This is a genomic window from Streptomyces sp. NPDC006208, assembly GCF_040613775.1.
Lineage (GTDB): Bacteria > Actinomycetota > Actinomycetes > Streptomycetales > Streptomycetaceae > Streptomyces.
In genome coordinates this window covers 107,161-130,826 of sequence record NZ_JBEXSW010000021.1, presented here as the reverse complement: position 1 = coordinate 130,826, position 23,666 = coordinate 107,161, and the positions used below count along the sequence as shown (strand labels likewise).

At 65.7% G+C, this 23,666-nt stretch carries 25 protein-coding genes, 1 tRNA gene and 3 pseudogenes; 19 read left to right on the top strand and 10 right to left on the bottom strand.

Features of this window, described 5'->3' with window-relative positions:
• Positions 1-92: 92 nt before the first annotated feature.
• The 4 genes and pseudogenes from ABZ208_RS19205 to ABZ208_RS19190 all read right to left on the bottom strand — a co-directional run.
• A complete protein-coding gene (locus ABZ208_RS19205; protein WP_356910634.1) occupies positions 93-1,274 on the bottom strand; it encodes a hypothetical protein in 1,182 nt (393 codons plus the stop codon).
• Positions 1,168-2,046, bottom strand: a complete 879-nt coding sequence (locus tag ABZ208_RS19200; protein WP_356910633.1) for a hypothetical protein — start codon at positions 2,044-2,046, stop codon at positions 1,168-1,170. The genes ABZ208_RS19205 and ABZ208_RS19200 overlap by 107 nt, the downstream gene beginning before the upstream one ends.
• Positions 2,046-2,255, bottom strand: a complete 210-nt coding sequence (locus ABZ208_RS19195) for an excisionase family DNA-binding protein (protein WP_356910632.1) — start codon at positions 2,253-2,255, stop codon at positions 2,046-2,048. Before ABZ208_RS19195 ends, ABZ208_RS19200 begins: the two co-directional genes overlap by 1 nt.
• Positions 2,252-2,716, bottom strand: a pseudogene (locus ABZ208_RS19190) (replication initiator); the annotation flags it as partial. The gene ABZ208_RS19195 and the pseudogene ABZ208_RS19190, both read right to left, overlap by 4 nt.
• Here ABZ208_RS19190 and ABZ208_RS19185 point away from each other — a divergent pair.
• From ABZ208_RS19185 to ABZ208_RS19175, 3 genes and pseudogenes are all read left to right on the top strand, one after another.
• On the top strand, positions 2,703-2,834 hold the full coding sequence (locus ABZ208_RS19185; protein WP_356910653.1) for a hypothetical protein: 132 nt from the start codon (positions 2,703-2,705) through the stop codon (positions 2,832-2,834). The pseudogene ABZ208_RS19190 and the gene ABZ208_RS19185 sit on opposite strands and share 14 nt — an antisense overlap.
• A gap of 232 nt (positions 2,835-3,066) precedes the next feature.
• A pseudogene (locus ABZ208_RS19180) lies at positions 3,067-3,380 on the top strand (hypothetical protein); the annotation flags it as partial.
• A 521-nt stretch (positions 3,381-3,901) separates the two neighbouring features.
• Entirely contained in the window at positions 3,902-4,306 is a 405-nt protein-coding gene (locus ABZ208_RS19175; protein ID WP_356910631.1) for a hypothetical protein, read from the top strand.
• Positions 4,307-4,581: 275 nt separating this feature from the next.
• Here the strand turns inward: ABZ208_RS19175 and ABZ208_RS19170 are convergent, their stop codons facing one another.
• Positions 4,582-5,577, bottom strand: a complete 996-nt coding sequence (locus ABZ208_RS19170; protein ID WP_356910630.1) for a hypothetical protein — start codon at positions 5,575-5,577, stop codon at positions 4,582-4,584.
• Between the two features lie 442 nt (positions 5,578-6,019).
• Here ABZ208_RS19170 and ABZ208_RS19165 point away from each other — a divergent pair, with 442 nt between their 5' ends.
• A complete protein-coding gene (locus ABZ208_RS19165) occupies positions 6,020-7,234 on the top strand; it encodes a hypothetical protein (RefSeq protein ID WP_356910629.1) in 1,215 nt (404 codons plus the stop codon).
• A gap of 59 nt (positions 7,235-7,293) precedes the next feature.
• On the opposite strand, the gene ABZ208_RS19160 is transcribed toward ABZ208_RS19165, so the two are convergent.
• Positions 7,294-8,352 carry a hypothetical protein gene (locus ABZ208_RS19160; RefSeq protein ID WP_356910628.1) on the bottom strand — a complete coding sequence of 353 codons (1,059 nt, stop codon included), beginning with the start codon at positions 8,350-8,352 and terminating at the stop codon, positions 7,294-7,296.
• A gap of 1,021 nt (positions 8,353-9,373) precedes the next feature.
• Entirely contained in the window at positions 9,374-9,907 is a 534-nt protein-coding gene (locus ABZ208_RS19155; protein ID WP_356910627.1) for a hypothetical protein, read from the bottom strand.
• Positions 9,908-10,806: 899 nt separating this feature from the next.
• On the opposite strand from ABZ208_RS19155, the gene ABZ208_RS19150 reads away from it, so the two are divergent.
• Complete coding sequence (locus ABZ208_RS19150) at positions 10,807-11,367, top strand: HD domain-containing protein (protein WP_356910625.1); 561 nt, start codon at positions 10,807-10,809, stop codon at positions 11,365-11,367.
• Here the strand turns inward: ABZ208_RS19150 and ABZ208_RS19145 are convergent.
• The gene (locus tag ABZ208_RS19145; RefSeq protein ID WP_356910624.1) at positions 11,355-11,825 is read right to left on the bottom strand and encodes an NUDIX domain-containing protein; all 471 of its coding nucleotides are present in this window, start codon (positions 11,823-11,825) and stop codon (positions 11,355-11,357) included. The two genes, ABZ208_RS19150 and ABZ208_RS19145, sit on opposite strands and share 13 nt — an antisense overlap.
• 30 nt (positions 11,826-11,855) lie before the next feature.
• Positions 11,856-12,587 (bottom strand): XRE family transcriptional regulator, encoded by a 732-nt coding sequence (locus ABZ208_RS19140; protein ID WP_356910623.1) that lies wholly within the window; start codon positions 12,585-12,587, stop codon positions 11,856-11,858.
• 160 nt (positions 12,588-12,747) lie between these two features.
• Here ABZ208_RS19140 and ABZ208_RS19135 point away from each other — a divergent pair, with 160 nt between their 5' ends.
• From ABZ208_RS19135 to ABZ208_RS19080, 12 genes and pseudogenes are all read left to right on the top strand, one after another.
• Positions 12,748-13,089, top strand: a complete 342-nt coding sequence (locus tag ABZ208_RS19135) for a hypothetical protein (RefSeq protein ID WP_356910622.1) — start codon at positions 12,748-12,750, stop codon at positions 13,087-13,089.
• 6 nt (positions 13,090-13,095) lie between these two features.
• Positions 13,096-14,448, top strand: a complete 1,353-nt coding sequence (locus ABZ208_RS19130; protein ID WP_356910621.1) for an FtsK/SpoIIIE domain-containing protein — start codon at positions 13,096-13,098, stop codon at positions 14,446-14,448.
• Between the two features lie 81 nt (positions 14,449-14,529).
• Positions 14,530-14,712, top strand: coding sequence for a hypothetical protein (locus ABZ208_RS19125; RefSeq protein WP_356910620.1), 183 nt, complete (start codon positions 14,530-14,532; stop codon positions 14,710-14,712).
• A gap of 77 nt (positions 14,713-14,789) precedes the next feature.
• Positions 14,790-15,458 (top strand): DUF2637 domain-containing protein, encoded by a 669-nt coding sequence (locus tag ABZ208_RS19120; RefSeq protein WP_356910619.1) that lies wholly within the window; start codon positions 14,790-14,792, stop codon positions 15,456-15,458.
• Between the two features lie 6 nt (positions 15,459-15,464).
• Positions 15,465-15,659 carry a hypothetical protein gene (locus tag ABZ208_RS19115; RefSeq protein ID WP_356910618.1) on the top strand — a complete coding sequence of 65 codons (195 nt, stop codon included), beginning with the start codon at positions 15,465-15,467 and terminating at the stop codon, positions 15,657-15,659.
• 24 nt (positions 15,660-15,683) lie between these two features.
• The gene (locus tag ABZ208_RS19110; RefSeq protein ID WP_356910617.1) at positions 15,684-15,992 is read left to right on the top strand and encodes a hypothetical protein; all 309 of its coding nucleotides are present in this window, start codon (positions 15,684-15,686) and stop codon (positions 15,990-15,992) included.
• 91 nt (positions 15,993-16,083) lie between these two features.
• Entirely contained in the window at positions 16,084-16,314 is a 231-nt protein-coding gene (locus ABZ208_RS19105) for a hypothetical protein (protein ID WP_356910652.1), read from the top strand.
• A complete protein-coding gene (locus tag ABZ208_RS19100) occupies positions 16,311-17,822 on the top strand; it encodes a DNA cytosine methyltransferase (RefSeq protein ID WP_356910616.1) in 1,512 nt (503 codons plus the stop codon). The genes ABZ208_RS19105 and ABZ208_RS19100 overlap by 4 nt, the downstream gene beginning before the upstream one ends.
• A complete protein-coding gene (locus tag ABZ208_RS19095) occupies positions 17,822-18,262 on the top strand; it encodes an ASCH domain-containing protein (protein WP_356910615.1) in 441 nt (146 codons plus the stop codon). Before ABZ208_RS19100 ends, ABZ208_RS19095 begins: the two co-directional genes overlap by 1 nt.
• A pseudogene (gene repSA, locus ABZ208_RS19090) lies at positions 18,255-19,621 on the top strand (replication initiator protein RepSA). The gene ABZ208_RS19095 and the pseudogene repSA overlap by 8 nt, the downstream one beginning before the upstream one ends.
• Positions 19,618-19,830: an excisionase family DNA-binding protein gene (locus ABZ208_RS19085; RefSeq protein WP_356910614.1), complete on the top strand. Its 213-nt coding sequence runs from the start codon at positions 19,618-19,620 to the stop codon at positions 19,828-19,830. The pseudogene repSA and the gene ABZ208_RS19085 overlap by 4 nt, the downstream one beginning before the upstream one ends.
• Positions 19,830-20,948, top strand: a complete 1,119-nt coding sequence (locus ABZ208_RS19080) for a tyrosine-type recombinase/integrase (protein ID WP_356910613.1) — start codon at positions 19,830-19,832, stop codon at positions 20,946-20,948. The genes ABZ208_RS19085 and ABZ208_RS19080 overlap by 1 nt, the downstream gene beginning before the upstream one ends.
• A 134-nt stretch (positions 20,949-21,082) precedes the next feature.
• On the opposite strand, the gene ABZ208_RS19075 is transcribed toward ABZ208_RS19080, so the two are convergent.
• Positions 21,083-21,157 (bottom strand) — tRNA-Val (locus ABZ208_RS19075).
• Positions 21,158-21,322: 165 nt separating this feature from the next.
• Between ABZ208_RS19075 and ABZ208_RS19070 the strand changes: the two genes are divergently transcribed.
• Together ABZ208_RS19070 and ABZ208_RS19065 are read left to right on the top strand one after the other, a co-directional pair.
• On the top strand, positions 21,323-22,105 hold the full coding sequence (locus ABZ208_RS19070) for a DUF4097 family beta strand repeat-containing protein (RefSeq protein WP_356910612.1): 783 nt from the start codon (positions 21,323-21,325) through the stop codon (positions 22,103-22,105).
• A gap of 72 nt (positions 22,106-22,177) precedes the next feature.
• Complete coding sequence (locus ABZ208_RS19065; protein ID WP_356910611.1) at positions 22,178-23,563, top strand: hypothetical protein; 1,386 nt, start codon at positions 22,178-22,180, stop codon at positions 23,561-23,563.
• The last annotated feature ends 103 nt before the right edge of the window (positions 23,564-23,666 follow it).

The following is a 23,666-nucleotide window of genomic DNA, read 5'->3' as shown; positions in this document are numbered from 1 at the left end:
CGGAACCGCCTGAGGCGCCACCGATCAAGGCAGCGCGGAGGTCCCGGACCAGAGGCCCGGGTCGGGTACCACCGCTCGCGTCGGACGGTAGCTCAGACTCTGGCCCGGCGGCGGTGCACGATGAGGAGCGTGCCCGCACCCGTGACCACCGCCGCGGCGGCCGCGCCCGTGATCGGCAGCGTCGAGGAGCCGGTCTCTGCCAGGTTGCCGCCGTTCGTCGTCGTCCCGTCGTCGCCGGTCGACGACGACCCGCCGGCCGAGCCGTCCGAGCCATTGGTCGAGCTGCCCGTCGAGCCGGTCGACCCCTCACCCGTGACGTCCAGCGTGATGTCGGCCTTGTCGTTGGCCTTGTTGGGGTCGAACGGCCGCGCCTCGGTGCTCAGCGCCACCGAGCCCTTGGCGTCCGCCACCCGCTTGTCGATCTTCAGCTCGAAGGTGTAGGTCTCTCGGCCGCCCTCATTGACCGACCGCTGACTTGTGCCGCAGGCGTACGCCTCACCCTTGGCCTCGCAGAACCCGTGGGGCTTGACGACCGACGTTCCGGCGGGAGGCGTGATCATGACCCTGACGAGCCGGTCCCCCTCCTTGGTCAGAACCCAGGCGGGCCCGGCGTTGGTGAACTTCACCTTCATCGTCACCGTGTCACCGACGCTCCCCTTCAACGCGGCACCCGTCACCTGGTAGTCGGCCGTGTTGACGGAGGTGACGGGCACATCGACAAATCGCGCGGACCCCTCGCTCCCGGCCTGTCCCTCGACCAGTTCCACCGCCGGTGCGGTTCCCGCCACCGGCGGAGTGCCGTTCTCGTCCGCCCCCGGATCGACGTCCCCGACACGCACGCGCAGCTCGTCGTTGAGCGCGCGGTCCAGTGCCTTGACACGGAGAGGCTTCTCGGGCGTGTAGACGACGCCCGGCTCCACCGCCTGGTCGAACGCGCACACCGCGATCCACCTCTCGGGCATCTCGTCGTAGGACGGGACCTGCTGTGCTCGGCAGTTGGAGGGAATCTCCGCGAAGTCGAGTCCCCGGGTGACGGAGTAGGAGACCCACACCTTCTCGGCGGCCCCGGTGCCCTTGTTCGCCACGGTGACCGGCAGATCGAAGCTGCTCCCCGGTTTCACCCCGTCGATCGGCTCGATGCCTCCAATGACCAATTCGGGTGCGGTTTCATCGCCGAAGGCGGCGGGAGCCGCGGCCAGCGCGATCAGGCCGGCAGCGCCGAGGGCGGCGACAGCGGCACGGGAGGCGCGACGGTTGTGTGGAGGCATCGGCATGGAGAGAACCTCTGTCGGGACGCGGGCAAACGGACGGTGTCTTCAAGGAGAACAGCCCTTCGATCGCTAGACTCTTACCGATCCCGAACGGTTGCACGCCCGGTGTCGCCTCCGCCTTGAGGTCGATGTCACGTCGCTGGAGCGCGGCCAGTTCACCGAAGCGGAGGCCGGTGAAGGCGGCCAGGAGGATCAGCACGCGGAAACGGCCAGGCACGGCTTCGGCCAGCTGAAAGACCTCCATGACTTCCAGGAAGGGGCGTTCAGCAGTCTTCGCCGTACCTGCGCCCTTGATGCGGCACGGGTTCCGCTGAATCACGCCGTCGTCCACGGCCGTATTCATGATCGCCCGGAGGATCTGATACGCCTTGGCGACCGTCGGCTCACCCACACCCGCCTCCAGGAGGTCGGCACGCCAGCGGCGGATCTGCGGGGTCGTGATCTCGCTCAGAACGGCATGCCCAAAGGTCGGCAGGATGTGGAGACGCAGGGCGCTTCCATTGCGCTCACGGGTCGTTGCCGCGTAGTCCCGCTCCTTGAACCATGCGGAGGCATAGATACCGAACACGATCTTCTCGTCGGGGTTCTGCCACCGGCCATCGAGAATCTCGGCTTCTTTGCGTACCAGCCATCGGTCAGCGTCGGTCTGGGAGGGGAACGTCTCCGGGGCCGAACGCAAGAGGACATCAGGGCCTTGATACCGAGCCTGGAAGCGGCCGGAAGGCAGCTTTCGAACCGCGCCGAACCGGCGGCGCTTGCCCTTGGTGTTCGCCATCAGGCAACCGCCCCGAACCGGGAACGATTGATGAACGGCTGGACCGTGTTGTTTGAGATGAACTCGACCAACGCGCTTTCAGCGATGCGGACATGCCGTCCCACCTTGACGAAGACGATGCGACGTTCTGCGATGAGCCGACGAGGAAACCGCTCAGTCGTACCCAGGACTTTGGCAGCTTGGGCCACGGTCATAAGACGGTCGTTCACAGCTTGCTCCCTTCCAGGGCGAGTTGGTCTTGCAGGGCTTCGCGGGCGGTCTCGCGGTTGAGTTGGATGTCGCGGGCGATGGAGGCAGCGAGGGCGGACTCACCAGGGGTGTGGCCGTGGCCGGCGTACTCCCAGGAGGCAAGGACCAGCACCGTGTCCGGGTCGCCGAGCGCGTCGTTCTCCTGGGCGGCGCGGTAGTCGGCGCGGATCTGGCGGAGTGCGCCGAGGGTGGTGGAGTAGCGGCGGGATTTGGTGGAGAAGTGGCCGCGGAAGCCGAGCATGTGAGCCCAGGCCCCAAGCCTGCGATCGGGGTAGAGCGGGGCCAGGTCGAGGCAGGCCTCGATGAGACGCCGGGGGTGATCGGGCACGCCCAGGAGGACGAGGACTTCCCGGTTCCCGATGCGGCGGTCAAGGCTTCCGGTCGACTCGGCCGCCTTGGTGGCGTACTTGGCGACGTACGATCTTCTCCTCCGTGCGAAACCGGATACATATTGGCTGCGCCAGCACCTCGACCAGATCACCGGCAAAGTCCACGGCCACCAGCAGTTGATCCTCTTCGAGGCTCTCGAACCGGTGTAGCCGCCCCCGTCGCCGGCAACGGCCCCAGGCCGGGCCGATGCCGCTGATCCCGCCGCCAGCGACCGTTGTTCCCCGTTGTTTCCCGGTCGAACGGGCACGAGAGGGGCACGATCGATCAGCCGCTAGCTGCTTCTGGCAGCGTTCCGAGCCTGGTTCTTGTACGGGGCTCGACTCATGGGCCGGAGTTCGCTGCGGCCCCACGGGGCGGCGCCGGCGCCGGAGGCGCAGAGTGGCCGGGGACCGCTGGGAGGAGACGGGCTACGTCTTCACGACACGCACCGGGCAGCCCATCGAGCGCCGCGGAACCTGTAGCGCTCGTTCACCCGCGTCGCCGACTCCGCCAGCCTCCGCGTCATCCGGCTGCACGATGCCCGGCACGGCTGCGCCACCTTGCTCACCACCGCGATGAACATCTACACGCACGTCGTCCAGGACACTCAGCGCGAAGCTGTCAGCCACATGGACCGGCTGATCAAGAGGCGGCCCGGCCGCGAGTCACCGTGCCCGCTGATGTCAAAACTGGATGTCAAAGGCCCCCAGCCATGATCGGCTGGGGGCCTTTTCACTGGTGGGCGCGGACGGTTTCGAACCGCCGACATCTGCTTTGTAAGCCTGGTAGCGATCACGGAACTGTCCTTGCAGCTCAACCGCCACGTCAGGTCTCGGTGCCGACCTGCCGTCATCAGCACCGCTGCGCACCCCGATTGACCGCTGCTGACCGCTCGATCTGGCACGGATCTGGCACGACCGCCGCCGGCACCTGCCTCGCGGTTTCGAACGCTACCCTCTCCTACTGGACTCCAAGGTCGCGCCGACCACTAGGTCTCTCGCTCGCCTGGTGTTCACCAGTGCGCAAGTGGTGACGTCCACAACCGGGGCAGAAACGCGTACGTAGAAGGCATGAGTTTAAACCCATCTGCCGGTGACGACCGTTGAGACATGATTACTATCCAGTTATGGATAGTTCTCTAGCGCTAAATATTCTGGTGCTCCTCGTGTCAATTGCTACCCTCATAACCTCGCTCGCCGTGGCACGCCGACAGTTGCTACTGGCGCATAATTCTAACGTGCTGCCGATCATCATCGAAATGTTCAAGGATACACGAGACCCGGAGTTTTCACGTTCTATTGAATACTTACTGTCAGAGTTCGCAGGACAATATCCGCCGGACGAAGGCTATTTATCCCTACCACCCGAGCCAAAGGCGCACATACGGCGGGTAGCACTCTTCCTTGACGACGCAGGAAAACTAGTGGCTCACGGCATAGTCGACGAAAGGATCGTCCTGGGCTCGTATGCCGTGCTCATCACCGAGACATGGAAAAGGCTCGCCGCATACGTCTACAGCGAGCGCGCAAGGCAGGGGAACTTCACCATGATCTACCTGGAGGACCTCGCCGCTCGGGCGCAAGCTACACCTGCCCCATCGGTGCACGCGATACTCGGACTTCGTCGACTTCCGCCTGCATGAAGGGCAGGAATGCAATGCCCCCAACCCCCTACATGGCCGAGGCCGAAAGCATCGGGAGGACAGGTAGATGCGGGGCGCCCTCCGTCAACATCGGTAGACCTCGTACCGCTAGCGCCGACCTAGGAGGATTTCAGCAACCTTTGATCACTTCCATAGGATGCATCCTCGCTCGTCGTCGTGCGTGCCGCGGTGACGAGTCAGTCGACGATCACCCCCTGCTACAGACTCTGCCACGTAGTGCCAAGCATTGCCCTAAACGAGTCCATGACAGGCGTTCAGAATCGGAGATCGCCGAAAACGGACCCGTCAGGCAGTGTCATCTCGTGACGCCACAAGGGAACCCACTGATTCAGTCGGATGATGCCGTCGCTGATCGTCCGCATCAGGACTCCGCCCGTCATGTGACTGTAGGCGCTCCGCATTACATGATCTGCCCCTTCGGCGATGTCGACCTGGTTGAGATCAGCCGCCTTGATCTCGTCAACGCCATCGATTGCGAGGCCGCAGAGAGAGCACACGACCCCTCCAGGCACCAGGGACATGGTCGCCCGCTCCTCCTCCACCAAGTTCAAGATCGCGTCTGCCCAACCTGTGCACGAAGGACAACTCACACAAGAACTGACGAGCAGTCTTGCTCTGTCGGCGCTCATCATGTAGCGCAGCAACTGCCCCTGCGACGAGAGGAACTGGTCCCTGCTGCCCTCAGGAAGGCCCTCGAAGCGCTTACTAAAGGTGTGACGTGCCTGACGGATACGGACTTGGACCTCCCGCGAGACCTCGCTGCGCTTCCGGTCCACCGCCAGGCGTGCCATGGAGTTGTACTGGCCCCAGAAGACGTTTAGAGGGCCGCCGAGGTCCTTCTGAAACGCCTCCACCGTCTCTACGAGGGTTGGGAGCAGGCCTTTAGCCTGGTCACCGGTGGTGCTGTGAGCGACACCGTTGCGCAGATCGATCAACAGATCCAGATTCTTGTCATCACCGAGAATGTCGAGCTTCCTGCACCGATCAATCGCCTCGGACGCGCCCACCGAGCGGACCTTCTTCGCACGACGGTGCCCGCCGAGGTGGAAGAGCATCTCGACGCTGCCCCGCATCTCCAGGATGTAGATCGGGTTCCTCGACACCAGGGCTGCCTTAGCGAGCCGCTCGATGGCGACGCCAGCGTGGAGAGCAAATTCGTCGTACTCACCATGGGCATGGTCGTCCATGGCCTTCTGCGCAGCCTTCCTAGCGCCTTCAAAGAAGCTCTCGAACGAGAGCGATTCGTCCATACGAGGACGGTAGCCGGGCCAGTGGTACAGGTGCGATCGATTTGGGAGCACCGCTCTTGGCGAACCACGCCGAGGAGCTCCGGACATGGTGGCAACGATCCTGCCATTCGGGGACCTACAGTTGCGTGATCTTCCCGCGTTCACTCTCGCCGCCCTGCACCCGCCTGTCTCTCCCCGGGAGTTGCCACCATTCGTGCAGCGGGAAGTCACCGTGGCGACGCGGCCGAGGCACACCGGCGTAGATGGCCAGCGCGTCGTAGCCCAAGGGCACGCGTACTCGTCCAAGGACAGTCATGGCCACGTCAGAGACTGACGATCACTGCCTTGCAGGCCTGCCGAAGGCGTTCGACCTGCCGGTCCCACCTGCTTTCCACAACTGCGCACCCTACGTACAGCCTTGCCGGTAGAGTTTTCAATCACCTGATTCGAGAAGGGATGAAGCGTGAACAAAAGCAACGGCGAAGTAGGTGTCTTGGGCGCCGAAACCGATCGGGTTAATAGACTCACCCGTGCCATGATCACCGAATATGGCGAGTGGGGTAGCAAAATCTCCGTAGGTGAAGTCCAACAAGGCATGTACGATGACATTCTCGATTTTCTCAACTTTCGTATTGAAACAGCCGAGAGCTGTCTAATACTCGCAGATAATCGAAAGACTTCTGATGCACTCGGCCTAAACCGGTCTCTACTGGAGCACTACCTGCTGTTTATGCTCATATGCCGGGGAACGAAATTCTTTCGACTACAAGACCTCACATCTTTGACGTCAGGCCAGTTCAAGGCTCGCCTGGCAGAAGAGCAAGAACAGCTCCGAATCAGGCAGAGCGAAGGTGAAGTTAGCTATCTCGAAGTTCGGAAATATCGACGCGCAACGCGGCATCTAATGTATGTGTTCGAAGGCCTCAAGGACCGAGAGGATCCTGGATTTATTGTTCCGATCCACTACTTCCATTTTCAGGAATTTCGCCCTGACGTAATGCGTCTCGACAATGAGGATTACTTTCAGTACTACAAGCATGAACCGGAAACGATTGCAGCCCTACAGGGCCACCGAGACGAGGCGAAGCTGAGCTATAGGCACTACCTCTCCTATGAGGCACTTCTGCAGTGTCTAGAGTTGAACGAACTGGTGGATGCGGCGACGATCGCACGAATTGAAGCGCATTACACATTTCTGGGGCAATTTCTACACCCAACCCACAACGCTGCTCGCAGTCTTCACGATCGCGACAACTATCACATGGGGGGCACAAGCGTCGGAATTAGGCAGCCGTACTCGGAGGTGGCGAACTTGCTTGCCGCCCTCTATACCTGCTACGTCGTAGCCGGCCTCATAGAGGAGGCTGCAGGACTAATTGAAAATGCACCGACAAAATACATCAGTCAGGCAGGAACGGAGGATGCTCGCGCGCTGACAGGAAGCGTTGCCGATCAGTTCCCGTATTTCTGGTTCCTTTTCAACGACCCGCCTCTGTACGACCGATTCAACTACTGCATTCATCACGCAACCGATGACGAGTTAACCGAATGGGGAAGCTACGCCAACGTACCCAAGGATAGAGTGCCGTTTGACCAGCATATTTACAATCACCTCAAGAGCGCTCTAGGTGGTTGGTCAAACGCACGCTGCGGCGTATACAGTCCGCCGGTCCAGTGATGCCTTAATTACGAGGGTTCTCACCCAATCCCGCAGACTGAAATGTCGGAATCCAGGAATTAGCGGTTCTCCGGTTCGACCGAAATTGCCGATTCCCCATCTTCCAGTCGAAGTAGGTCACCGACTACTAGATAGGTCTGAATCACGCATTGCTCGACTTCGGCTTGTGAAACATCGTCATGAACCCCTTTACTTGCCAGCTCATTCAACCTCTTTAGCAGGCGAGACAATTGCTCGACTTCCTCGATGACGAGCTTCACACTCGTCCCTCTACTCCGGCCCGCCGCAAATTGACAAAGGCGGTTCATGTACATCTCGTTATTCAATACACGAGTCTTGCCATCCAGGCAGAGGACGGGCTCCTTCGAGGCGGGATATAGCGCGTCGGCCACCGACTTAAGGATTCGCCTGCATGAGGTGAGGGCATGACTCAGGGCCTCACTGGATCCCGCTTCCGATCGCTCATAAGCTGCAGCAAATTGCTCTAGAGCGGATGGCGCTATCGTTTTCAAGCGTGCGTCGACATACGCACGGTTCCTCATAAAGATGTCTGAGCTCACCTGGCCGAGCAAGATTTCTCTCTCGACGAAATGGAAGTAATTGAAGACTCGCCTTCTGATTCGTGAGAGAACTTTCTGGGCGTCTGACTTGTGGGCCAAGAGCACGGTTCGAAGCTTCGCATACTCTTGATCCTTAAAATACAGGTCAACAGGAGCAAGCCCCGGCGGGGGCGTTGAGGCTTTGATCTGGTCTCCGAGGCTTTCCACGCGAACTTCGATTTCTTCGACTGATTCCGCCAGCATGGAGTCGTATTTTTCACCCAGAGAATCTCCTGCGAACAGGCGAACCTTCCTTTCGGCAACATACAGTTCACTGCATGTTGCCCACTCCTTCTTCCATTGCTCGACAGTAAAATGCGGAGCGAGTTGCCGCTTGATATCAGCTAGGGCCTCCTTGTCGGCGGCGCCAACCTGCTCCTGCTCAAGCCACAGAAGGTTCGCCCAGTCGTTGCGCAAGCGTGCAAGTCTTGCTGCCGTTCGCACGGCACTGCTCACTTTGGGTTCTTCCTCGTCGGCCCTGCTCAGAAACTCAGTAACCAGTTGATCGGTCTTCTGCATTCGGCTCGGCAAGTGGCTGTCCTTTCTCGCCAAACTGTAGGTAGTCCCGGAAGTGTCCCAGCTTTGGGAGGAGCCGACTACGGGATTTGACGTTGGAGTGCGCCCACCACCCGCCTAACATCACGGTCGGCGGAGGGGCTTTGGTCGGTGTCCTGCCCGGTTTGGGGTCGTGCATGATCAGGGGGCCGTACGCTTTCCGGCTGCTCGGGCAGGCTTGTCCCCTGCCCGCAATGTGTCCGAGTGGCCCCCTGTTCTTGCTCGACGCGGGTCCCGGATCGGGGAGGTGGGTAAAGCCGTGGAGCCGTCCGTCCCCACCCCCGGCCTGGTTCCTTTCGCCCCCTTGTGGGCGCGGGCGGGCGACGACGTGCGGCCCCGGTGGCGAAGACATGGAGGGGCAAGCGCGGCGGCGTCCGGCCGGCGCCGCCGCGCTGTGCGCGGCACCCTCTGATCTCTGCATCAGACTGCTACCGCAGTTCAGGAGGCCGGGAAAGCAGACGCTCGATGCGTCAAATGTGGTGTTCTCCCGAGCGTCCGCCTCATCACCCGGGCCTGGTGCGCTGATGTCGTTGAGCTCTTCTGGGGCCACTCGGGCTCATGGCGAGCATGGGACAGAACTGGTCTCGTGCGGCTGGTCGGCGGCGGCCCCCAGGTCGGGCAGCGAGCGCAGCGAGCCTTGATGATGTAGGGAAAGTCTGTCCGCGAGTGCGGTCTTGCGGCCGTGTGCATCGGCCGTTGCCATATCTGCGGGACCATGGCGAGGTGGTGGAAGCTCGCGTGAGGTGTGTGGAGGCGATAAGAACATGATCAGCTCTACGTGACTCTCCCGAACAAAGTGCCCGTGGTCTTCTTCGACCGGGGCACGCGTCAAGTCACCGTCCAGCGAGATGGACACCGCGCTGAAGCCATGGCGTTCTGGCCAGATACTTGCCCTTGACCGTGCCTGCTCCGTCCCCGTCGCCGTGTTCCCCAGCTCCGTTGCTGCCGCCCACGGGCTGGGCCGAGCCAGCACAGGGCAGCTCGATCAGATGCCTCCAGCCGCCCCCGGATCGGCCGGGGCAACTGCGGGGGTAGCCGGAGGCTGCGCTGCGTTGAGAGCCGAGCGCTGTGCCCGGGCGACCGATTGACTCGTTGCGCTGTCGCTACGACGGAGCACGAACAGGGTTGCTAGGGCCAGCAGACTGGGACCCGACAGCATGGCGGCGAGCCACGGCTGGTCGTTCATACCGACGATGACTGCGCCAGTGAGCATTCCGACGGACACGACGAATCCTGCGATCAGCCCTGTCAGGTACAGCGTGTGGGCACGTCGTGCAGTGGCTTCTTCGGCAGCCAAGCGCGTTTGCTCGAGCCGAAGCTCTCGCGCGGACCGTTCCTGCTCCATGCGCAACTCGTGATCACGCTGATCCTGGGTGATGCGCAATTCGTGATCACGCTTGAGCTGGGGCTCCAGAGCACTCAGCGCCACCTGAAGGTGCTCAGCCGGAAGTTCTGCCCACTGCATGGCAATCTCGAGGCCACTCGGCTGACTGGACGGGGTCCCAGTCTCTTGCGTCATCGTTCCGTTCCCCCGTCTCCACTTCCGGTCGGTTCGAGTTCGGCGAGTCCATCAGGGGGTGGGCCCAACGCCCGGAACAATTCGTCAAATCCGACGGCAAGGTGCCTCACGGCCCGCCCTGTGTCCTGGTTCTCCGTGATCTCGAGCAGATCTGGGGGTACCGACCCTGATGACTCCACGTCAAAATGCCGCCCGACGTCGGCGAGTGGCGAAGCTTCATCATCGACTTCTTGGCTGTAGTGCCGATCGATGAGTGCCGTCAAGTGCGCCAGTTCCTCCTCGGAGCGCTTCCCACCAGGAAGAACTCCCTGCTCCGACAAGGAGCGCACAAGCTCGAGTAGCTCTAGTAGTTGTGTCCGGGACAGCGGACCGCGTGGGGTATACACAGTGTGCGTGAGGACCGTATTCCCCCCCACCCCCATTGCGATGGCGCCGCCGTTCGCATACGCACGGCCGCCCACAGCGCGTACCGAGCCGGTTGCAGAAGACTGGCGTCTACGCCCAAACTCACGCCAACGCTCCCGCACCAACGCGACAGCGGGCTTCAGACCGGCCCCGAGTACGAGACCACCGATCGCCGCATAGCTCTCAATGGACAACGAGGTCATGCCGCCCCCTCCGCGTGACCAGGCCGCAGTACGCCAAAAGGCAACTTTCCTCGCAGAATGCGGCGTTGTAAATGTAGCGTCGGCGCACCACGGGTGCAGCCACTTTGGGTCCGCCGTACGATTTCTTGGGGCGGAGCCTCGCTGCGTGCGCGCCCCCTGCCTTTGGCGGTGGTCGGGTTGCGCGATACTGCAAGGCGTGGGTACAGGCTTGACGCAACGCAACGCTCCGGCCAGGGGAGTGCGCGAGATCGGACTGTTGGACTGCGGCTGAGCTGGGCTACGGTGCCAGTCATGCCTACCAGCCTGGACACGCCTCAAGGAGCGGCCGATCTGGCCGAGTCATTGTTGCCACCCCTCGGGAACCGATGGCTTCACACTCAGGCTGTCGCCGCACGGGCGGCCGAAGCATCGCGCGTGCTGCCCGAGAGCGAGCGGGATCTCCTCGTCGCTGCCGCCTGGCTCCATGACATCGGGTACGCGCCAGAGTTGCGCGAAACTGGGTTCCATCCGCTCGACGGTGCCCGGTATCTAGCGTCCCTCGGCGCTCCTGACCGCCTGGTGCGGCTCGTCGCCCACCACTCCGGCGCGGTGTACGAGGCTGAGCAACGTGGGCTCACGGTTGAGCTCGCCGTGTACGAGCGTGAGGACTCTCCGCTCTTGGACGCACTGATCTTCGCTGACATGACCACAGGTCCCGCCGGCCAGCGATTCGACTTCGACCGACGCATGGACGAAATCCTCCTGCGCTACGAACCCGGCAGCGTGGTGCATACGGCGATCAGCAAGGCGAGACCCTATCTCGGGGCCGCTGTCACACGGACTCTGTCCCGGCTCGGCGATCAGCCGATGTAGGGATCGACCTCGCCGGACAATCCGCGGTCGATCCGCATTCGCATCGATGGGTGGATGTTGAGCTCATCGAGTCGGTCTGGCCGTACAAACGCGACTTCCTTGCTCTCGCTGCTCGTGCGCGATTCCCCTCCGGTGATCTTGGCCGTGAAGCAGATCGAGAACTGTTGCCGTACCTCGCCATCGTCGTACGCCATGACGTGAGCTGGGTTCGTGTAGAGGCCGACCAGTCCGGTCACCTCGATGTCGAATCCGGTCTCTTCTTTCGTCTCGCGTGCTGCGGCGTCCGCGACCGACTCGCCGACGTCGACTCCGCCGCCGGGCAGTGCCCACAGGTCGTTGTCGGTCTTGTGGATCAGCAGCACTTCGCCGGACTCGTTGAGCGCCACAGCCGTGACGGACGGGACGATGCTGTTCGCCTTGGGGGCCTTCGGGTCGTTGAAGTAGTCGATGCGGGCCATGGCTCCAGCGTCGCATGACCGCTGGCCTGCCTACGACGGCGTGCCGAGGTCCCACGCGTAGTCAAAGCTCTTCATGTAGTGGCGGAATGTCCGCGCTCCCGGGATGTATCGGAAGTGCAGCACCGGGTTCTGTCCCGCCGGGGCGCCGAGGACGTGAGGGTTCACCAGGATGTCGTCGTCGAACCGGTAGATCGAGTTGTAGAGGATCGTGTCGTGAAGCCGGATTTCGACGCCCGGTGTCTTAGTGGCTGGTTCGAGGTACCGACGGGTGATCCGAGCGCGGGCGGCAAGGTCGTCGCCAATGCCCTCCTCTTCCCCTCGCTGGTGGACCATCTCAGAGTCCGGGTCCCCGAGGAGTATCCGGACCTGCGCCCCCGCTCCGGCCTTGTCCGCTAGCTGATCCGGCAAGTCCGGGTGACTGTCGAACAGGAAGAGACCGGCGTATACCAGGATCTCCACGTGGCTCGTGGCCTGCTCGATGAGCGATGACCAGAGGGTGGCCGGCACTGCGCCACGGTGCGGGTAGTACGTCACCAGCTCCGAAGTGCTCGCCGTCTCAGCCTGCTTGGTGACCGACGGCCAGAGATAGATCTCGTCCACACCAAGGAAGCTCGATGCCTTCCAGCGGTGCCCGCGGTGCGGTGTGCGGTCCGTCGTGATCCAGCGCTCCACGCTCTTCGGGTCCACTCCCACATGCATTGCAACCGACTGGACGGTCTCGCCCTTCGCCGAAATCGTTGCCCTCAGCCGTTCATTCGCCATCGCGCACCGCCATCTCCGGGACGTCAAGGACGTTTTGACGGTACCTCAGACGTCCCTAAGCGTCCAGACGGGCCGTGATGTGTCCATCACCTCCTGCGGTCTCCTGATCTCACCGCCCGATACGGCGGGTTCAACCAACCGCAGCCACAGGAGACAAGCGATGCGCAGGATCCCCGTGAAGACCGAGGCCATGACCGTGATGTTGATCCAGGCTCCGGAGAAGAAGCTCAAGAACCGGGAGACCGGTGAGATCGCGATCGACAAGCAGGGCAAGACGCTGTTCAACGTGAACGTGGCCGTCGTCGTGGATGGCCGGCCGGACGCGGTGACCGTCGTGGTGACCGAGGACGGTGTGCAGCCGGATCTGATCCCCGGCATGCCGGTGGCTCTGCCCGGCCTGGCCGCCACCCCGTGGGAGAACGACTTCGGACACGGCATCAGCTTCAAGGCGACCGCCGTGATGGCCGCGCAGGTTCCGGCCGCACCCGACGGCAAGGCCTGATCGGCCATGAGCGGAGGAACGCTCTTAGCGCTGGCGGTGATAGTGGCCGTTCTGCTTCTGGTGGCCCGGGTCAAAGCTCCGGCCGTGTACTGGGCGCTGGTCGGTCTTCCGGCCGCCTTGTACCGGGTGTTCTCCTCCTACCGGGCGACGATGGAAGCCTGTCAGCTGACGGTTGCTCCGCCGTGGTGGAAGGTGTTCGCCAAGAAGCTGTCGGCCGGCGACACGGTGGCTCGCCCCGGCATCCCGAAGGTTCGCGGGATACGCCCCACGACAACAGGGCTCTGTATCCGCCTGCGGCTGGCTGCCGGGCTTGCTCCGGAGGATGTGGTCAAGTCTGCCGAACGGCTGCGGCACGCCTGGGGTGTCTATTCGGTGCACGTGGCCGAGCTGAAGCCCGGTGTCGTGGAGTTGCGGCTGACCGGCTTCGATGTCCTGGATCGGGTGCGGATGCCGCGTCGGCTCGCTGTGGGTCCGCTGTCGGTGACGGTGGCTCTGCGGGAGGACGGCCGGCCGTTCGTCCGTGACTACCAGGACATCCCGCATGGCCTGACCCTGGGCGCGAACAAGTCGGGGAAGTCGATGTTCCAACGCTGCCTGATCAAAGGGCTCGCGCCGCTGGACGTCGCCATGGTGGGCATCGACTGCAAGCGGGGTGTGGAACAGTCCCCGTTCGCCCCGCGCCTCACGGCACTGGCCATCACCCCGGATCAGGCAGACGGGCTGCTGGACGCGCTTGTAGCGGAGATGGAGGAGCGGTTCGACCTGCTGTGCCTGCACCAGGGCATCACGCCTGGCACGCCGCTGGAGGACATCACCTCGGATATCTGGGGTCTGCCCCGGCACCTGCGCCCGACCCCGATCGTGGTGCTGATCGATGAGATCGCTGAACTGTTCCTGATCACCTCCAAGGCCGACACTGCCCGCCGGGACCGCATGGTTACCCAGCTCGTTCGCCTCGCCCAGCTGGCCCGTGCGGTCGGTATCTACCTCGAGGTATGCGGGCAGCGCTTCGGCGCGGAACTCGGTAAGGGCGCAACCGCTCTGCGGGCCCAGCTCACCGGCCGTGTGGTGCACCGCTGCAACGACAAGCAGACCGCGGAGATGGGCCTCGGCGACGTCAACGAACTCGCCGTCGCCGCCGCTACCGCCATCGCCCCCGAACGGGCCGGAACGGCGATCGCCGGCGACTCCTCCGGCGGCTGGACCCGTATCCGCACCCCGAGGACGACGCTCGGCGAAGTCGCCACGGTGTGCCGCGAGTTCGCGCACCTGACCCCGCAGATCCCGGCACTGGACGCCTACCGGCCGCAGCCCACGACTCCCGCCGAAGGCTGGGACCGGGCCGTGGAAACCGTCTGATCCACCCTGCCCTGCACCGGCCGGCGTGACCGCTCTCGCGCCAGGCCCCTACCCCTCCCATGCCCGAAAGGAGAACACCCCGTGACTCCTGCGAAGCGCACCACCCGCCGAACCACCAAGCCCAAGCCCAAGCCGTGTCCGGACTGCACCACCGGTCAAGTCTCGGAGTCCTTCAAGGTCGGCCCCCGCGGCAAGCGCGAGAGCAGCGACCGGCAGGAAGCCCTCTGCCTGACCTGCTTCGGCACCGGCCACGCCCCCGAGTAGATCCCCCGCTGGGACCGGGCGGCAGACCTATGAGCCCCGCCCGGCCCCGGCCCCAACTCCCAAGGAGGTGAAGACCCGTGACCCGCAAGGTGCGCCCGGATGCCGTGCTCGTACAGGCTGTGATCGCCGGTGCCCTGTCCTTCGCCCACCTGCACGACATCGCCCAAGCTGCCGGACAGGACGGCTGGAAAGCCTGGGCTTATCCCGTCTCGGTGGATCTGCTGTTGGTCGCTGCATGGCGACGCCTGCGCATCCTCCGCGCCGATGGCAGCCCAACCCGCGCGGCATGGACCTGGTTCGCCGTCGCCCTTGCCGCATCACTCGGCGCGAACGTCGCCACCGCGGGACTGCTCGACCTGAACAACGTCCCGGACTGGCTGCGCATCCTGGTGGCCGGCTGGCCCGCGCTCGCGTTCCTCGGCGGCACCCTCCTCGTCCACACGCCGACATCTTCGGCTCCTGCAGAGCCCTCGGCGGCTCCCGTCCTGGATTCCGATTCGGCGCCGGACGTTGCTGTCACCCGCGAGCAGAGCGTTCCCGTCCCGGCTCGAGAAGCTGCTCCGGTTCCGGCCCTGCCCCCGGCTGTGTCGGTGCCTCCCGCGCTGCTGGCTCACGCCCACAAGGTCGCCGAGACGCACCACACGGCTACCGGCACTCCCATCGACGCCGACACCCTGCGCACCCGCCTCGGCGTACCCGGCCCGATGGCCGATGCCCTCGCCCTCCAGCTCACCGGAAAGGACTGACCGGCTGTGAACGTTCAACTGCCCCTGATCGCCGTGGTCGCTCTCGTCGGCTACTTCGGGATCAAGATGCTCCGCCCGCCGACCTGGCTGATCGTCGTGCTCCTCCTCGGCGGCTTCCTCCTCGCCGACACGTTCATCGGCCCCGCCATCGAGTCCGGCACCCAGACCGGTGTCGACGTCATCAACGAATCCGGCAAGTGACCTGATCCGAAAGGGAGAACCACCGTGATACGCCCCGATGCACAACTTCGCGCCGGACACGTCCCGGCCGACCTGATTCCCCCCGGCACCGACCCGCGGTCCGTGGTCATCGTCCACACCACGCCCCGCTCCTGGACCGGCCCGGTGCTCCTGATCCTCGCAGCCACCGTCGGCATCAGCGGCCTGGTCTACCTCACCACCGTCGCCGTGCTCTCCCTCATGCAGGTCGCCGCGACCACGGCCGTCGCGGTCAAGGCAGCCGTGCCGACGCTGATCGGCGGAGGCGGACTGATCACCCTCGCCGTCAAGGTCCCCAAAAAGCCCAGCAAGTGACCGGCCCTCCGGACGGCCTCTACCGCCAAGTATCCGCCGCCCGGACGGCCAAGCCCCTACCCGATCACGCAAACCGGAAGGAACTCCCATGATGCCCGACCACACGAATCGTGCTGCCCGGATCTGCCCGAACTGCGACGGCTTCCCGTCCGTCGCCATCACCCTGGGCGGACGCGACCGCGCCGGACAGTTGCGCACCATCACCGCGCACTGCCCGGCCTGCCACGGCACCGGCACCGCCCCGACCTGGCTGGTCACCACCGGTCGCTCGGCTGTCGGCCGGCTCGGTGTCACCTCCTCCGGGCGGGAGGCAGGCCGATGATGCGCCGTTCCGCCACTTCCCGCCCGACGTCGATCCATCTGTTCTGCGGTGCCGGTGGGGACTCCGACGGGTTCCGCCGGGCCGGCTTCGACGTCGTCCTCGGCGCCAATCACTGGTCCCGCGCGGTCGAAACGCACGCCGCCAACTTCCCCGAGGCAGAACACCTCTGCGTGGACCTGGACCACTACGACATGCGGCGCCTGCCCAAGGCCCGCGTCCTGGTCGGTTCCCCGATCTGCACCGAGGGCAGCCCCGCTGATGGCATCAGCCGCCCCAAGCCCCCGCCCACACCGGGACAGCTGGACCTGCTGGAAGAAGGACCCATCCAGGACGCCGCCTGGGAGCGCACCCGGGCCACCGCCTACGACATCCTGCGCGCTGCCGAGGTCCACAACTTCGACGCCGTCGTGTGCGAGAACGTCCCCCGGTTCGCCACCGCCTGGCCGCTGTTCTCCTGGTGGCTGCACGCCTGGGAAATCCTCGGCTTCCGCCACCAGATCGTGTCCGTCACCGCCGCCCACATCGGCGCCGCCGACAACCCCCACGCCCCGCAGTGGCGGGACCGCATCTTCATCGTCTTCACCCGCCGAGAGCTTCGCGCACCGAACCTCGACGTCCGCCCGCCCGCCTGGTGCACCGGCTGCGAACAAGACGTCCTCGCCGTCCAGTCCTGGCGCAACGGACGGAAGATCGGCAAATACCGGCAGCAGTACGACTTCCGCTGCCCCAACACCGGCTGCCGCCACCAGATCGTCGAACCGTACGTACGCCCCGCAGCCGGTGCGATCAACTGGACCGACCCCGGAATCCGGATCGGCGACCGCCCCACCCGGGGCATGAAGCCCCTCGCCGCCTCGACCCTGCGCAAGATCCGTCTCGGGCTGGACAAGCACCGGGTGCCGTCCGTGGTCACGGTCAACCACGCCGACCAGGGCGACGGCCGTGCCTTCCCCGCCTCGGCGGCGCCGCTGCCCACCCGCACCGTGCGGATCGGCGACGCAATCGCCATCCCGCCCCTGCTCGTCCCCACCGGTGGCAGTTGGAACACCGACGCTGCCGCCGTCACCGTGCCGATGCGGACCCGCACCACTCGCGAGAGCGAAGCCCTCTTGGTGCCCGGCCCGTTCATCACCGAGCACCGCGGCGGCGGCTCCACCACCCGGAGCGTCGGTGACCCGCTGGCCGCGATCACCGCCGGGGGAAATCACCACGGGCTGGTCATCCCCTACCGCAGGGGCGGCCCGACCACCACCGCGGTACCGCTGCACACCATCGCCACCCGCGAATCGGCCGGCTTAGTCCTCGGCACGGACAGCACCCCCCAGCCGATTGATGTGGAGGACTGCTACTTCCGCATGCTGTCCGCCCGCGAGCACCTGCGCGCCCGGCGCTTCACTGACGACTACACCGTCCTCGGCCACGGAGGCGAGCAGACCAAGCAGGCCGGAAACGCCGTACCCGCCAACGTCGCCCAGTGGATCGCCTCCGCCCTCCTGGAGGTCCTCTGATGCCCCAGATTCCTGAACTGGTCCCCGCGCCCGAGGTCCTGGCGCTGACCGTGTGGCAGCCCTGGGCGAGCGCCATCGCCTACGGCACCAAGCGGATCGAGAACCGCACCTGGCCCACCGACCACCGCGGCCTGGTCCTCATCCACGCCGGCCGCACCCTCGACCCGAACGCCCACGATGCCCCGCTGGCACGGCCGTTCCTGCGCCGCCCCTTCCCCCGGGGCGCGATCGTCGCCGTCGCCCGCCTCGAGGACTGCCACACCGATGACGGCTGGTGCACCCTCTGGTCCGCCCGCGGCCGCTACCACTGGCGACTGACCCAAGTCACCCCGCTCCGGACGCCGCTGTCCTGGCCCGGTGCCCGTGGTCTGTGGACCCCGCCGCCCGGCCTGCTCACCGCACCTCTCCTCGCCGACGCGATGGAGGCGGCCCGTGGCTGACACGCTCGATCCGACCACCCTGGGCGACCTGCTCAGGGTGGCCTCGGCCCCCGACTTCGACCGCTGGCAAGACCAGATCAAGAAGACCGGCGGATGCTCCCAGCCCATCCACCTCACCGGCTGGTCCCTCACCCGCGACAAGACCACCGGCCAGGTCCTGCACACCTACTCCACCCAGGACGAACCCGGCGGCCGGCTCCGTATCGCCTGCGGCAACCGCCGCGCCTCCCGATGCCAGCCCTGCGCCTACCTCTACGCCGGAGACGCCTACCGCCTCGTCCGGGCGGGCCTGGCCGGCGACGAAGCCATGAACATCCCCACCACGGTCCGCGAACGCCCCCGCGTCTTCACCACCCTCACCGCCCCATCGTTCGGCCGCGTACACAACCGGCCCGACACCGGACGCTGCCGCTGCGGCACCCGCCACCATGAGGACGACCCCGCCCTCGGCACGGCCCTCGACCCAGAGACGTACGACTACGCGGGCGCAGTGCTGTTCAACAACCACGCGGGCGAGCTGTGGCACCGGTTCATCAACCGGCTCCGCCGCGAACTCGCCGCGAGAGCTGGCCTCACGCAGAAGGCGTTCAAGGAATCCGCCCGGCTGTCGTTCAACAAGGTGGCCGAGTTCCAAAAGCGCGGAGCGATCCACTTCCACGCCGTCATCCGCATCGACGGACCCGACGGGCCGGGCAGCCTGCCGCCGCGCTGGGCCACCACCGAACTCCTGACGCGATGCATCGAGACCGCAGCCGCTCACCCCTACGTCACTGCGAAAGTGCCCGCCGCGGAAAACCAGCCCGCGCGCACGCTGTCCTGGGGCAAGAAGCTCGACGTCCAGCCCATCACGGCCTTCGACTCGGATGACATCACCGAACAGAAGGTTGCCGCGTACGTCGCCAAGTACGCCACCAAAGCAGCCGAGGCCACCGGCACGCTCGACCGCCGCATCGGCGAACTCGCGGAACTCGACCAGCACCGCGTACCCGACCACGCACGCCGCCTCATCCGCGCCTGCTGGGACCTCGATGCCCTCTACCCGGACCGGAAGCTGTGGGCCTGGGCGCACATGCTCGGCTTCCGCGGCCACTTCCTCACCAAGTCCCGCCGCTACTCCTCCACCTTCGGCGAGCGGCGTCAAGTCCGTGCCGACTACCGCGCCGAAGAACAACGCCGAACCCTCGGCCTGCCCGAGCCCGACACCACGCTCGTCCTCGCCGACTGGCGCTACGCCGGCCACGGTCTACACCCGGCGAATTCGCCCTCGCCGCCTCCATCGCCGAAGACATCCGCATCAACAGAGAAACCGCCAGAGAAGCCATGCAAGACCAACGAGCACAGGAAGGAGCGCCAGCATGAAAGACCGTCTGCTGACCGTGGGCCAGGCTGCCGAGTTCTTGGGCACCACCGAGAGGTTCCCTCGACGACTCATAGCCGAGCGCCGCATCGTCTTCGTGCGAGTCGGGCGGCATGTGCGCATCCCTGAAAGCGCGTTGGCGAGCTTCGTGAATGCCCACACGGTGCAGCCGATCGTCGTCGATCGCCGACCCTTTGGCGCGGTGGCCTGATGGCGAACAACAAGGGAAAGCGGCGGCGCTTCGGTGCTGTGCGCAAACTGCCCTCAGGACGATTTCAGGCTCGCTACCAGGCCCCGGACGGACTGCTGCGATCGGCACCCGAGACGTTCCCGTCGCAGACCGATGCCAACCGGTGGCTCGTCCGCAAGGAAGCGGAGATCCTCGACGGCCGATGGAAGAACCCGGACGACAAGGTTCTCTTCGGCGTGTACGCCGACGCCTGGTTCAAAGAGCGCGACTACGCGGCGACAACCCGCGAACGCAACGGCAGCGCGCTGCGGCTCCACATCCTGCCGACGTTCGAGAACGTGGTGCTGAGTGAGATCACGACGCCGCAGATCCGCCGCTGGCGTGCCGGGTTGCTCGAGTCCGGTGTCGGTGAGCCGACGGTCGCCAAGGCGTATCAGATCCTCCGAGCCATCATGAACACCGCGGTGGACGACGAGGTGATCCAGCGGAACCCATGCCGGATCAAGGGTGCGGGAGCGGCCAAGACAGCGGAGCGCCCGTTTCTCGACGTCTCCGAGGTCTTTCAGCTTGCCGCCGCCGTCCCGCCCCGCTTCCGGGTGTTCATCCTCCTGGCTGCCTTCACCGGGCTCCGTTTTGGGGAGTTGGCCGGCCTCCAGCGCCATGACATCGACCTCGAACGGCGAACTGTCGCCGTGCGGCGTGCTCTGGCCGAGACAAGGTCGGACGGCATCGTGGTCAAGGGGCCCAAGAGCGCGGCCGGCGTGCGTACCGTGGCTTTCCCGGCCTCGCTGACGTCAGACCTGTCCGCCCATCTCGCCGCGTACGCCGAGTCGGGTCGTACCGGGCTGGTGTTCACCGGGGCACGGGGCGGGCAGCTGCGCCGGAACAACTTCCGTCGCCTGTGGTTGCGTGCGCTGAAGGCGACCGGCCTGGGGGACGTGCACTTCCACGATCTTCGCCACACAGGGAACACCCTCGCCGCGACCGGCGGTGCCACGACGCGTGAACTGATGCAGCGAATGGGGCACTCCTCAGTGCGGGCCGCGCTGATCTACCAGCACCTGGTGAACGGCCGTGACCATGCCATCGCCGACCACGTCGACCGTCAGATCAGGAAGGCCCAAGATCGGGACGGGTGATGTGGACTCGTCGTGGACTCGATCTGGCACGAATCTGGCACGACGCCCATCATCCGCCCCCGTGGCTGAGGAACGAGGAAGGCCCAGGCTCCCGGTTCAGTACCGGTGACCTGGGCCTTTGTCGTGCTTCCTACTGGTGGGCGCGGACGGTTTCGAACCGCCGACATCTGCTTTGTAAGAGCAGCGCTCTACCCCTGAGCTACGCACCCGTGGATGAAGCAACAGCCTACATGCCGCACACCACCCGGCCGCAAACCCCTTCCCCGGCCGGTGCTGGTACGGGGGATAGCCCCACCCCGGACTCGGTGGGCCGCCGCATCCATCCGGTCAGGGTGTGCCCCTAGCCTCGAGGCATCACCGAATCCGCTGGGGGAATGATCACCATGGCCACACAACATCACGGCACCCGCGCCCTTCTCGCCGCCGGGCTCCTCGGCGTCGTCGCGTTCGGGGTCACCGGGTGCGGGCGCGCCGATGCCGATGATGCCCCCGTGGAGCGGAAGTCGTTCGCGTTCAGTGGGGAGACGCTGACCATCGACTCCGATGATTCGGCCATCACTCTCGTCCCCGCCGACGTCAAGGACGTGCAGGTCGCCCGGCAGATCGACGGGTGGGCCGTCTTCGGGGGCGGACCGGAGGCGACCTGGAAGATGAAGGACGGGACCCTCACCCTCCGGGTCGACTGCGACGGCATCTCCAGTGACTGTGCGTCGCGGCACACGGTGAAGGTGCCCCGCGGGGTCGCCGTGAACGTGAACGACGACAACGGGAGCGTGACCGCGAGCGGGTTCGACACCGCACTGAGGATCCGGTCGGACAACGGAACGGTGAGGATCACGGACTCCAGTGGGCCGCTCGAGCTGGACAGTGACAACGGCGAGGTCGTCACCGAGGGTGTGACCGCCAAGCGCGTCGTCGCGACGTCGGACAACGGATCCGTACGTCTCGGGCTCACGGCCGTGCCCGACCGGGTGGAGAGTGCCAGTGACAACGGCGAGATCCTGATCGAGCTGCCCGGCGCCGGCGCGCCGTACGCAGTTTCCGCGAAGAGCGACAACGGCGACATCGATGTGGACGTGCCGACCGACGACAGCAGCGCGCACATCGTCTCCGCCCGCAGCGACAACGGCAAAGTCATCGTGCGAACCGCGAACTGACAACCCGGTGTGTTCGTCCTTACCTGGTGGGAGAATTGACCAGGCAGTACGGACACGGCACGGGAGAGGGATGTGACGGCGAGAGACGCGCGGCCGTACGAAAAGGCACGAGCGAATGCCGTCCGGGGTGTCCAGGGGGTGCGCGATGTCCTCACCCTCGTTCTGCTGCCTCTGCCGCTGATCGTGGCCGCGCTGCCGGCCACCTTCGCCGGCGGTGGGACGCGTCGCTGGTTCGGCGGGCGCGGCGAGAGTCAGCGGGCCGAGGCGCAGGCCGCGAAGGACGCCGCCGCCGCTGCCTTCTACGAGCTGGACACCGCGCAGCGCGATCTGCGGATCTCGATAGAGACGATCACCGCCGTGGACAGTTCACCCGGCGCGCGCCGCGCCGTGGAGGACTTCGCGGCGCTCGGGCTGCGGATCGACGAGGTCAGCCGTGCGTACATCACCGCCGTCGACGCGTACGACCTCGACCGTGTCGATCTCGAGGCGTCCGTCGCCGTACGGGCGCGCGACGAGCTGAGCCGCGCAAAGGACGAGCTGGTACGGGTCAAGGGCGAGCTGGACCGCTTCGAGCAGGGGCTCGGGCCGCTGCTCGACAAGGCCGAGACCCAGCTCGCCCGGCTCGCCCCCGCCGTGGAGCGGGCGCGGCAGGCGCTCCGTTCCGCGAGCGATGCTCTCGATTCAGCGCGCGGCTCCGGTCTGCGGGCGGACGATCTCGCCGCCCGCCTCGCCGCCCTCGGCCCCGAGCTGACCAAGCTCAACGAGGGCGCCGGGCGCCACGGCGTGGCGGAGACCCTGCAACGCGCCGACCGCGTGCTGCGCGACGCCGAAGCCGTACGGACCGAGGCCGAGCGGCTGCCCGAGCGCGCCGCCGAGACCGACAAGCGCCTGGTGTCCCTGCGTACCCGGGCCCAGGCGCTCACCACCCGAGCCGGTTCCGTCGAGCCGGTCCTGTCCGAACTGCGCCGCCGTTTCTCGGCCGCCTGCTGGCAGGATCTGCAGCCCGTCCCCGAGCAGGCGGCGGCGAGCGTCCATCAGGCCGAGGAGAAGCTGAGGGAGGCGGGAAAGGCACGCGACGAGCAGCGCTGGGCGGACGCCACGGCCCTGCTCAGCACGGTCCGGGCACTGCTGAACACCACCGACGAGGCCGTCTCCGCCGCCGGCGACCGGCTGCAGCGCCTCAATGCCGTCGCGAAGGACCCGCAGCAGGAGATCGAACGCACCCGGTTCGCCATCCGCGACGCCCAGCGCCTCGCGATGGCCGGGCGCAACACCCCCGACCCCCGTCACGCCCGGCCGCTGGACGACTCGGTGGCCCGGCTGGACCGGGCCGTCGAAGGGCTGGAGAGCCGGCATCCCGACTACTGGCACTTCCTGACCGAGAACGAGGCCGTGCGGCGTACGGTCGCCCACGTGGTCGAGCAGATCCGTGAGGAGCGGGGCGCGGGCCGCGCCTGAGAAGCAGGAGGGCGGGGCGCCGGCCGGGGGCGTACGGCGTCCCCTCGGCGGGCTTCCGTCGCCGGGCCTTCGTCGGCGCGGCTCCACCCCGGTTGTACGGCTC

What these genes read in the sequence shown, in the direction of transcription:
- ABZ208_RS19205 (WP_356910634.1), bottom strand. Translation starts at nt 1,274, where the DNA reads ATGCCGATGCCTCCACACAACCGTCGCGCCTCCCGTGCCGCTGTCGCC.
- ABZ208_RS19200 (WP_356910633.1), bottom strand. Translation starts at nt 2,046, where the DNA reads ATGGCGAACACCAAGGGCAAGCGCCGCCGGTTCGGCGCGGTTCGAAAG.
- ABZ208_RS19170 (WP_356910630.1), bottom strand. Translation starts at nt 5,577, where the DNA reads ATGGACGAATCGCTCTCGTTCGAGAGCTTCTTTGAAGGCGCTAGGAAG.
- ABZ208_RS19160 (WP_356910628.1), bottom strand. Translation starts at nt 8,352, where the DNA reads ATGCAGAAGACCGATCAACTGGTTACTGAGTTTCTGAGCAGGGCCGAC.
- ABZ208_RS19155 (WP_356910627.1), bottom strand. Translation starts at nt 9,907, where the DNA reads ATGACGCAAGAGACTGGGACCCCGTCCAGTCAGCCGAGTGGCCTCGAG.
- ABZ208_RS19150 (WP_356910625.1), top strand. Translation starts at nt 10,807, where the DNA reads ATGCCTACCAGCCTGGACACGCCTCAAGGAGCGGCCGATCTGGCCGAG.
- ABZ208_RS19145 (WP_356910624.1), bottom strand. Translation starts at nt 11,825, where the DNA reads ATGGCCCGCATCGACTACTTCAACGACCCGAAGGCCCCCAAGGCGAAC.
- ABZ208_RS19140 (WP_356910623.1), bottom strand. Translation starts at nt 12,587, where the DNA reads ATGGCGAATGAACGGCTGAGGGCAACGATTTCGGCGAAGGGCGAGACC.
- ABZ208_RS19135 (WP_356910622.1), top strand. Translation starts at nt 12,748, where the DNA reads ATGCGCAGGATCCCCGTGAAGACCGAGGCCATGACCGTGATGTTGATC.
- ABZ208_RS19130 (WP_356910621.1), top strand. Translation starts at nt 13,096, where the DNA reads ATGAGCGGAGGAACGCTCTTAGCGCTGGCGGTGATAGTGGCCGTTCTG.
- ABZ208_RS19105 (WP_356910652.1), top strand. Translation starts at nt 16,084, where the DNA reads ATGCCCGACCACACGAATCGTGCTGCCCGGATCTGCCCGAACTGCGAC.
- ABZ208_RS19100 (WP_356910616.1), top strand. Translation starts at nt 16,311, where the DNA reads ATGATGCGCCGTTCCGCCACTTCCCGCCCGACGTCGATCCATCTGTTC.
- ABZ208_RS19095 (WP_356910615.1), top strand. Translation starts at nt 17,822, where the DNA reads ATGCCCCAGATTCCTGAACTGGTCCCCGCGCCCGAGGTCCTGGCGCTG.
- ABZ208_RS19085 (WP_356910614.1), top strand. Translation starts at nt 19,618, where the DNA reads ATGAAAGACCGTCTGCTGACCGTGGGCCAGGCTGCCGAGTTCTTGGGC.
- ABZ208_RS19080 (WP_356910613.1), top strand. Translation starts at nt 19,830, where the DNA reads ATGGCGAACAACAAGGGAAAGCGGCGGCGCTTCGGTGCTGTGCGCAAA.
- ABZ208_RS19070 (WP_356910612.1), top strand. Translation starts at nt 21,323, where the DNA reads ATGATCACCATGGCCACACAACATCACGGCACCCGCGCCCTTCTCGCC.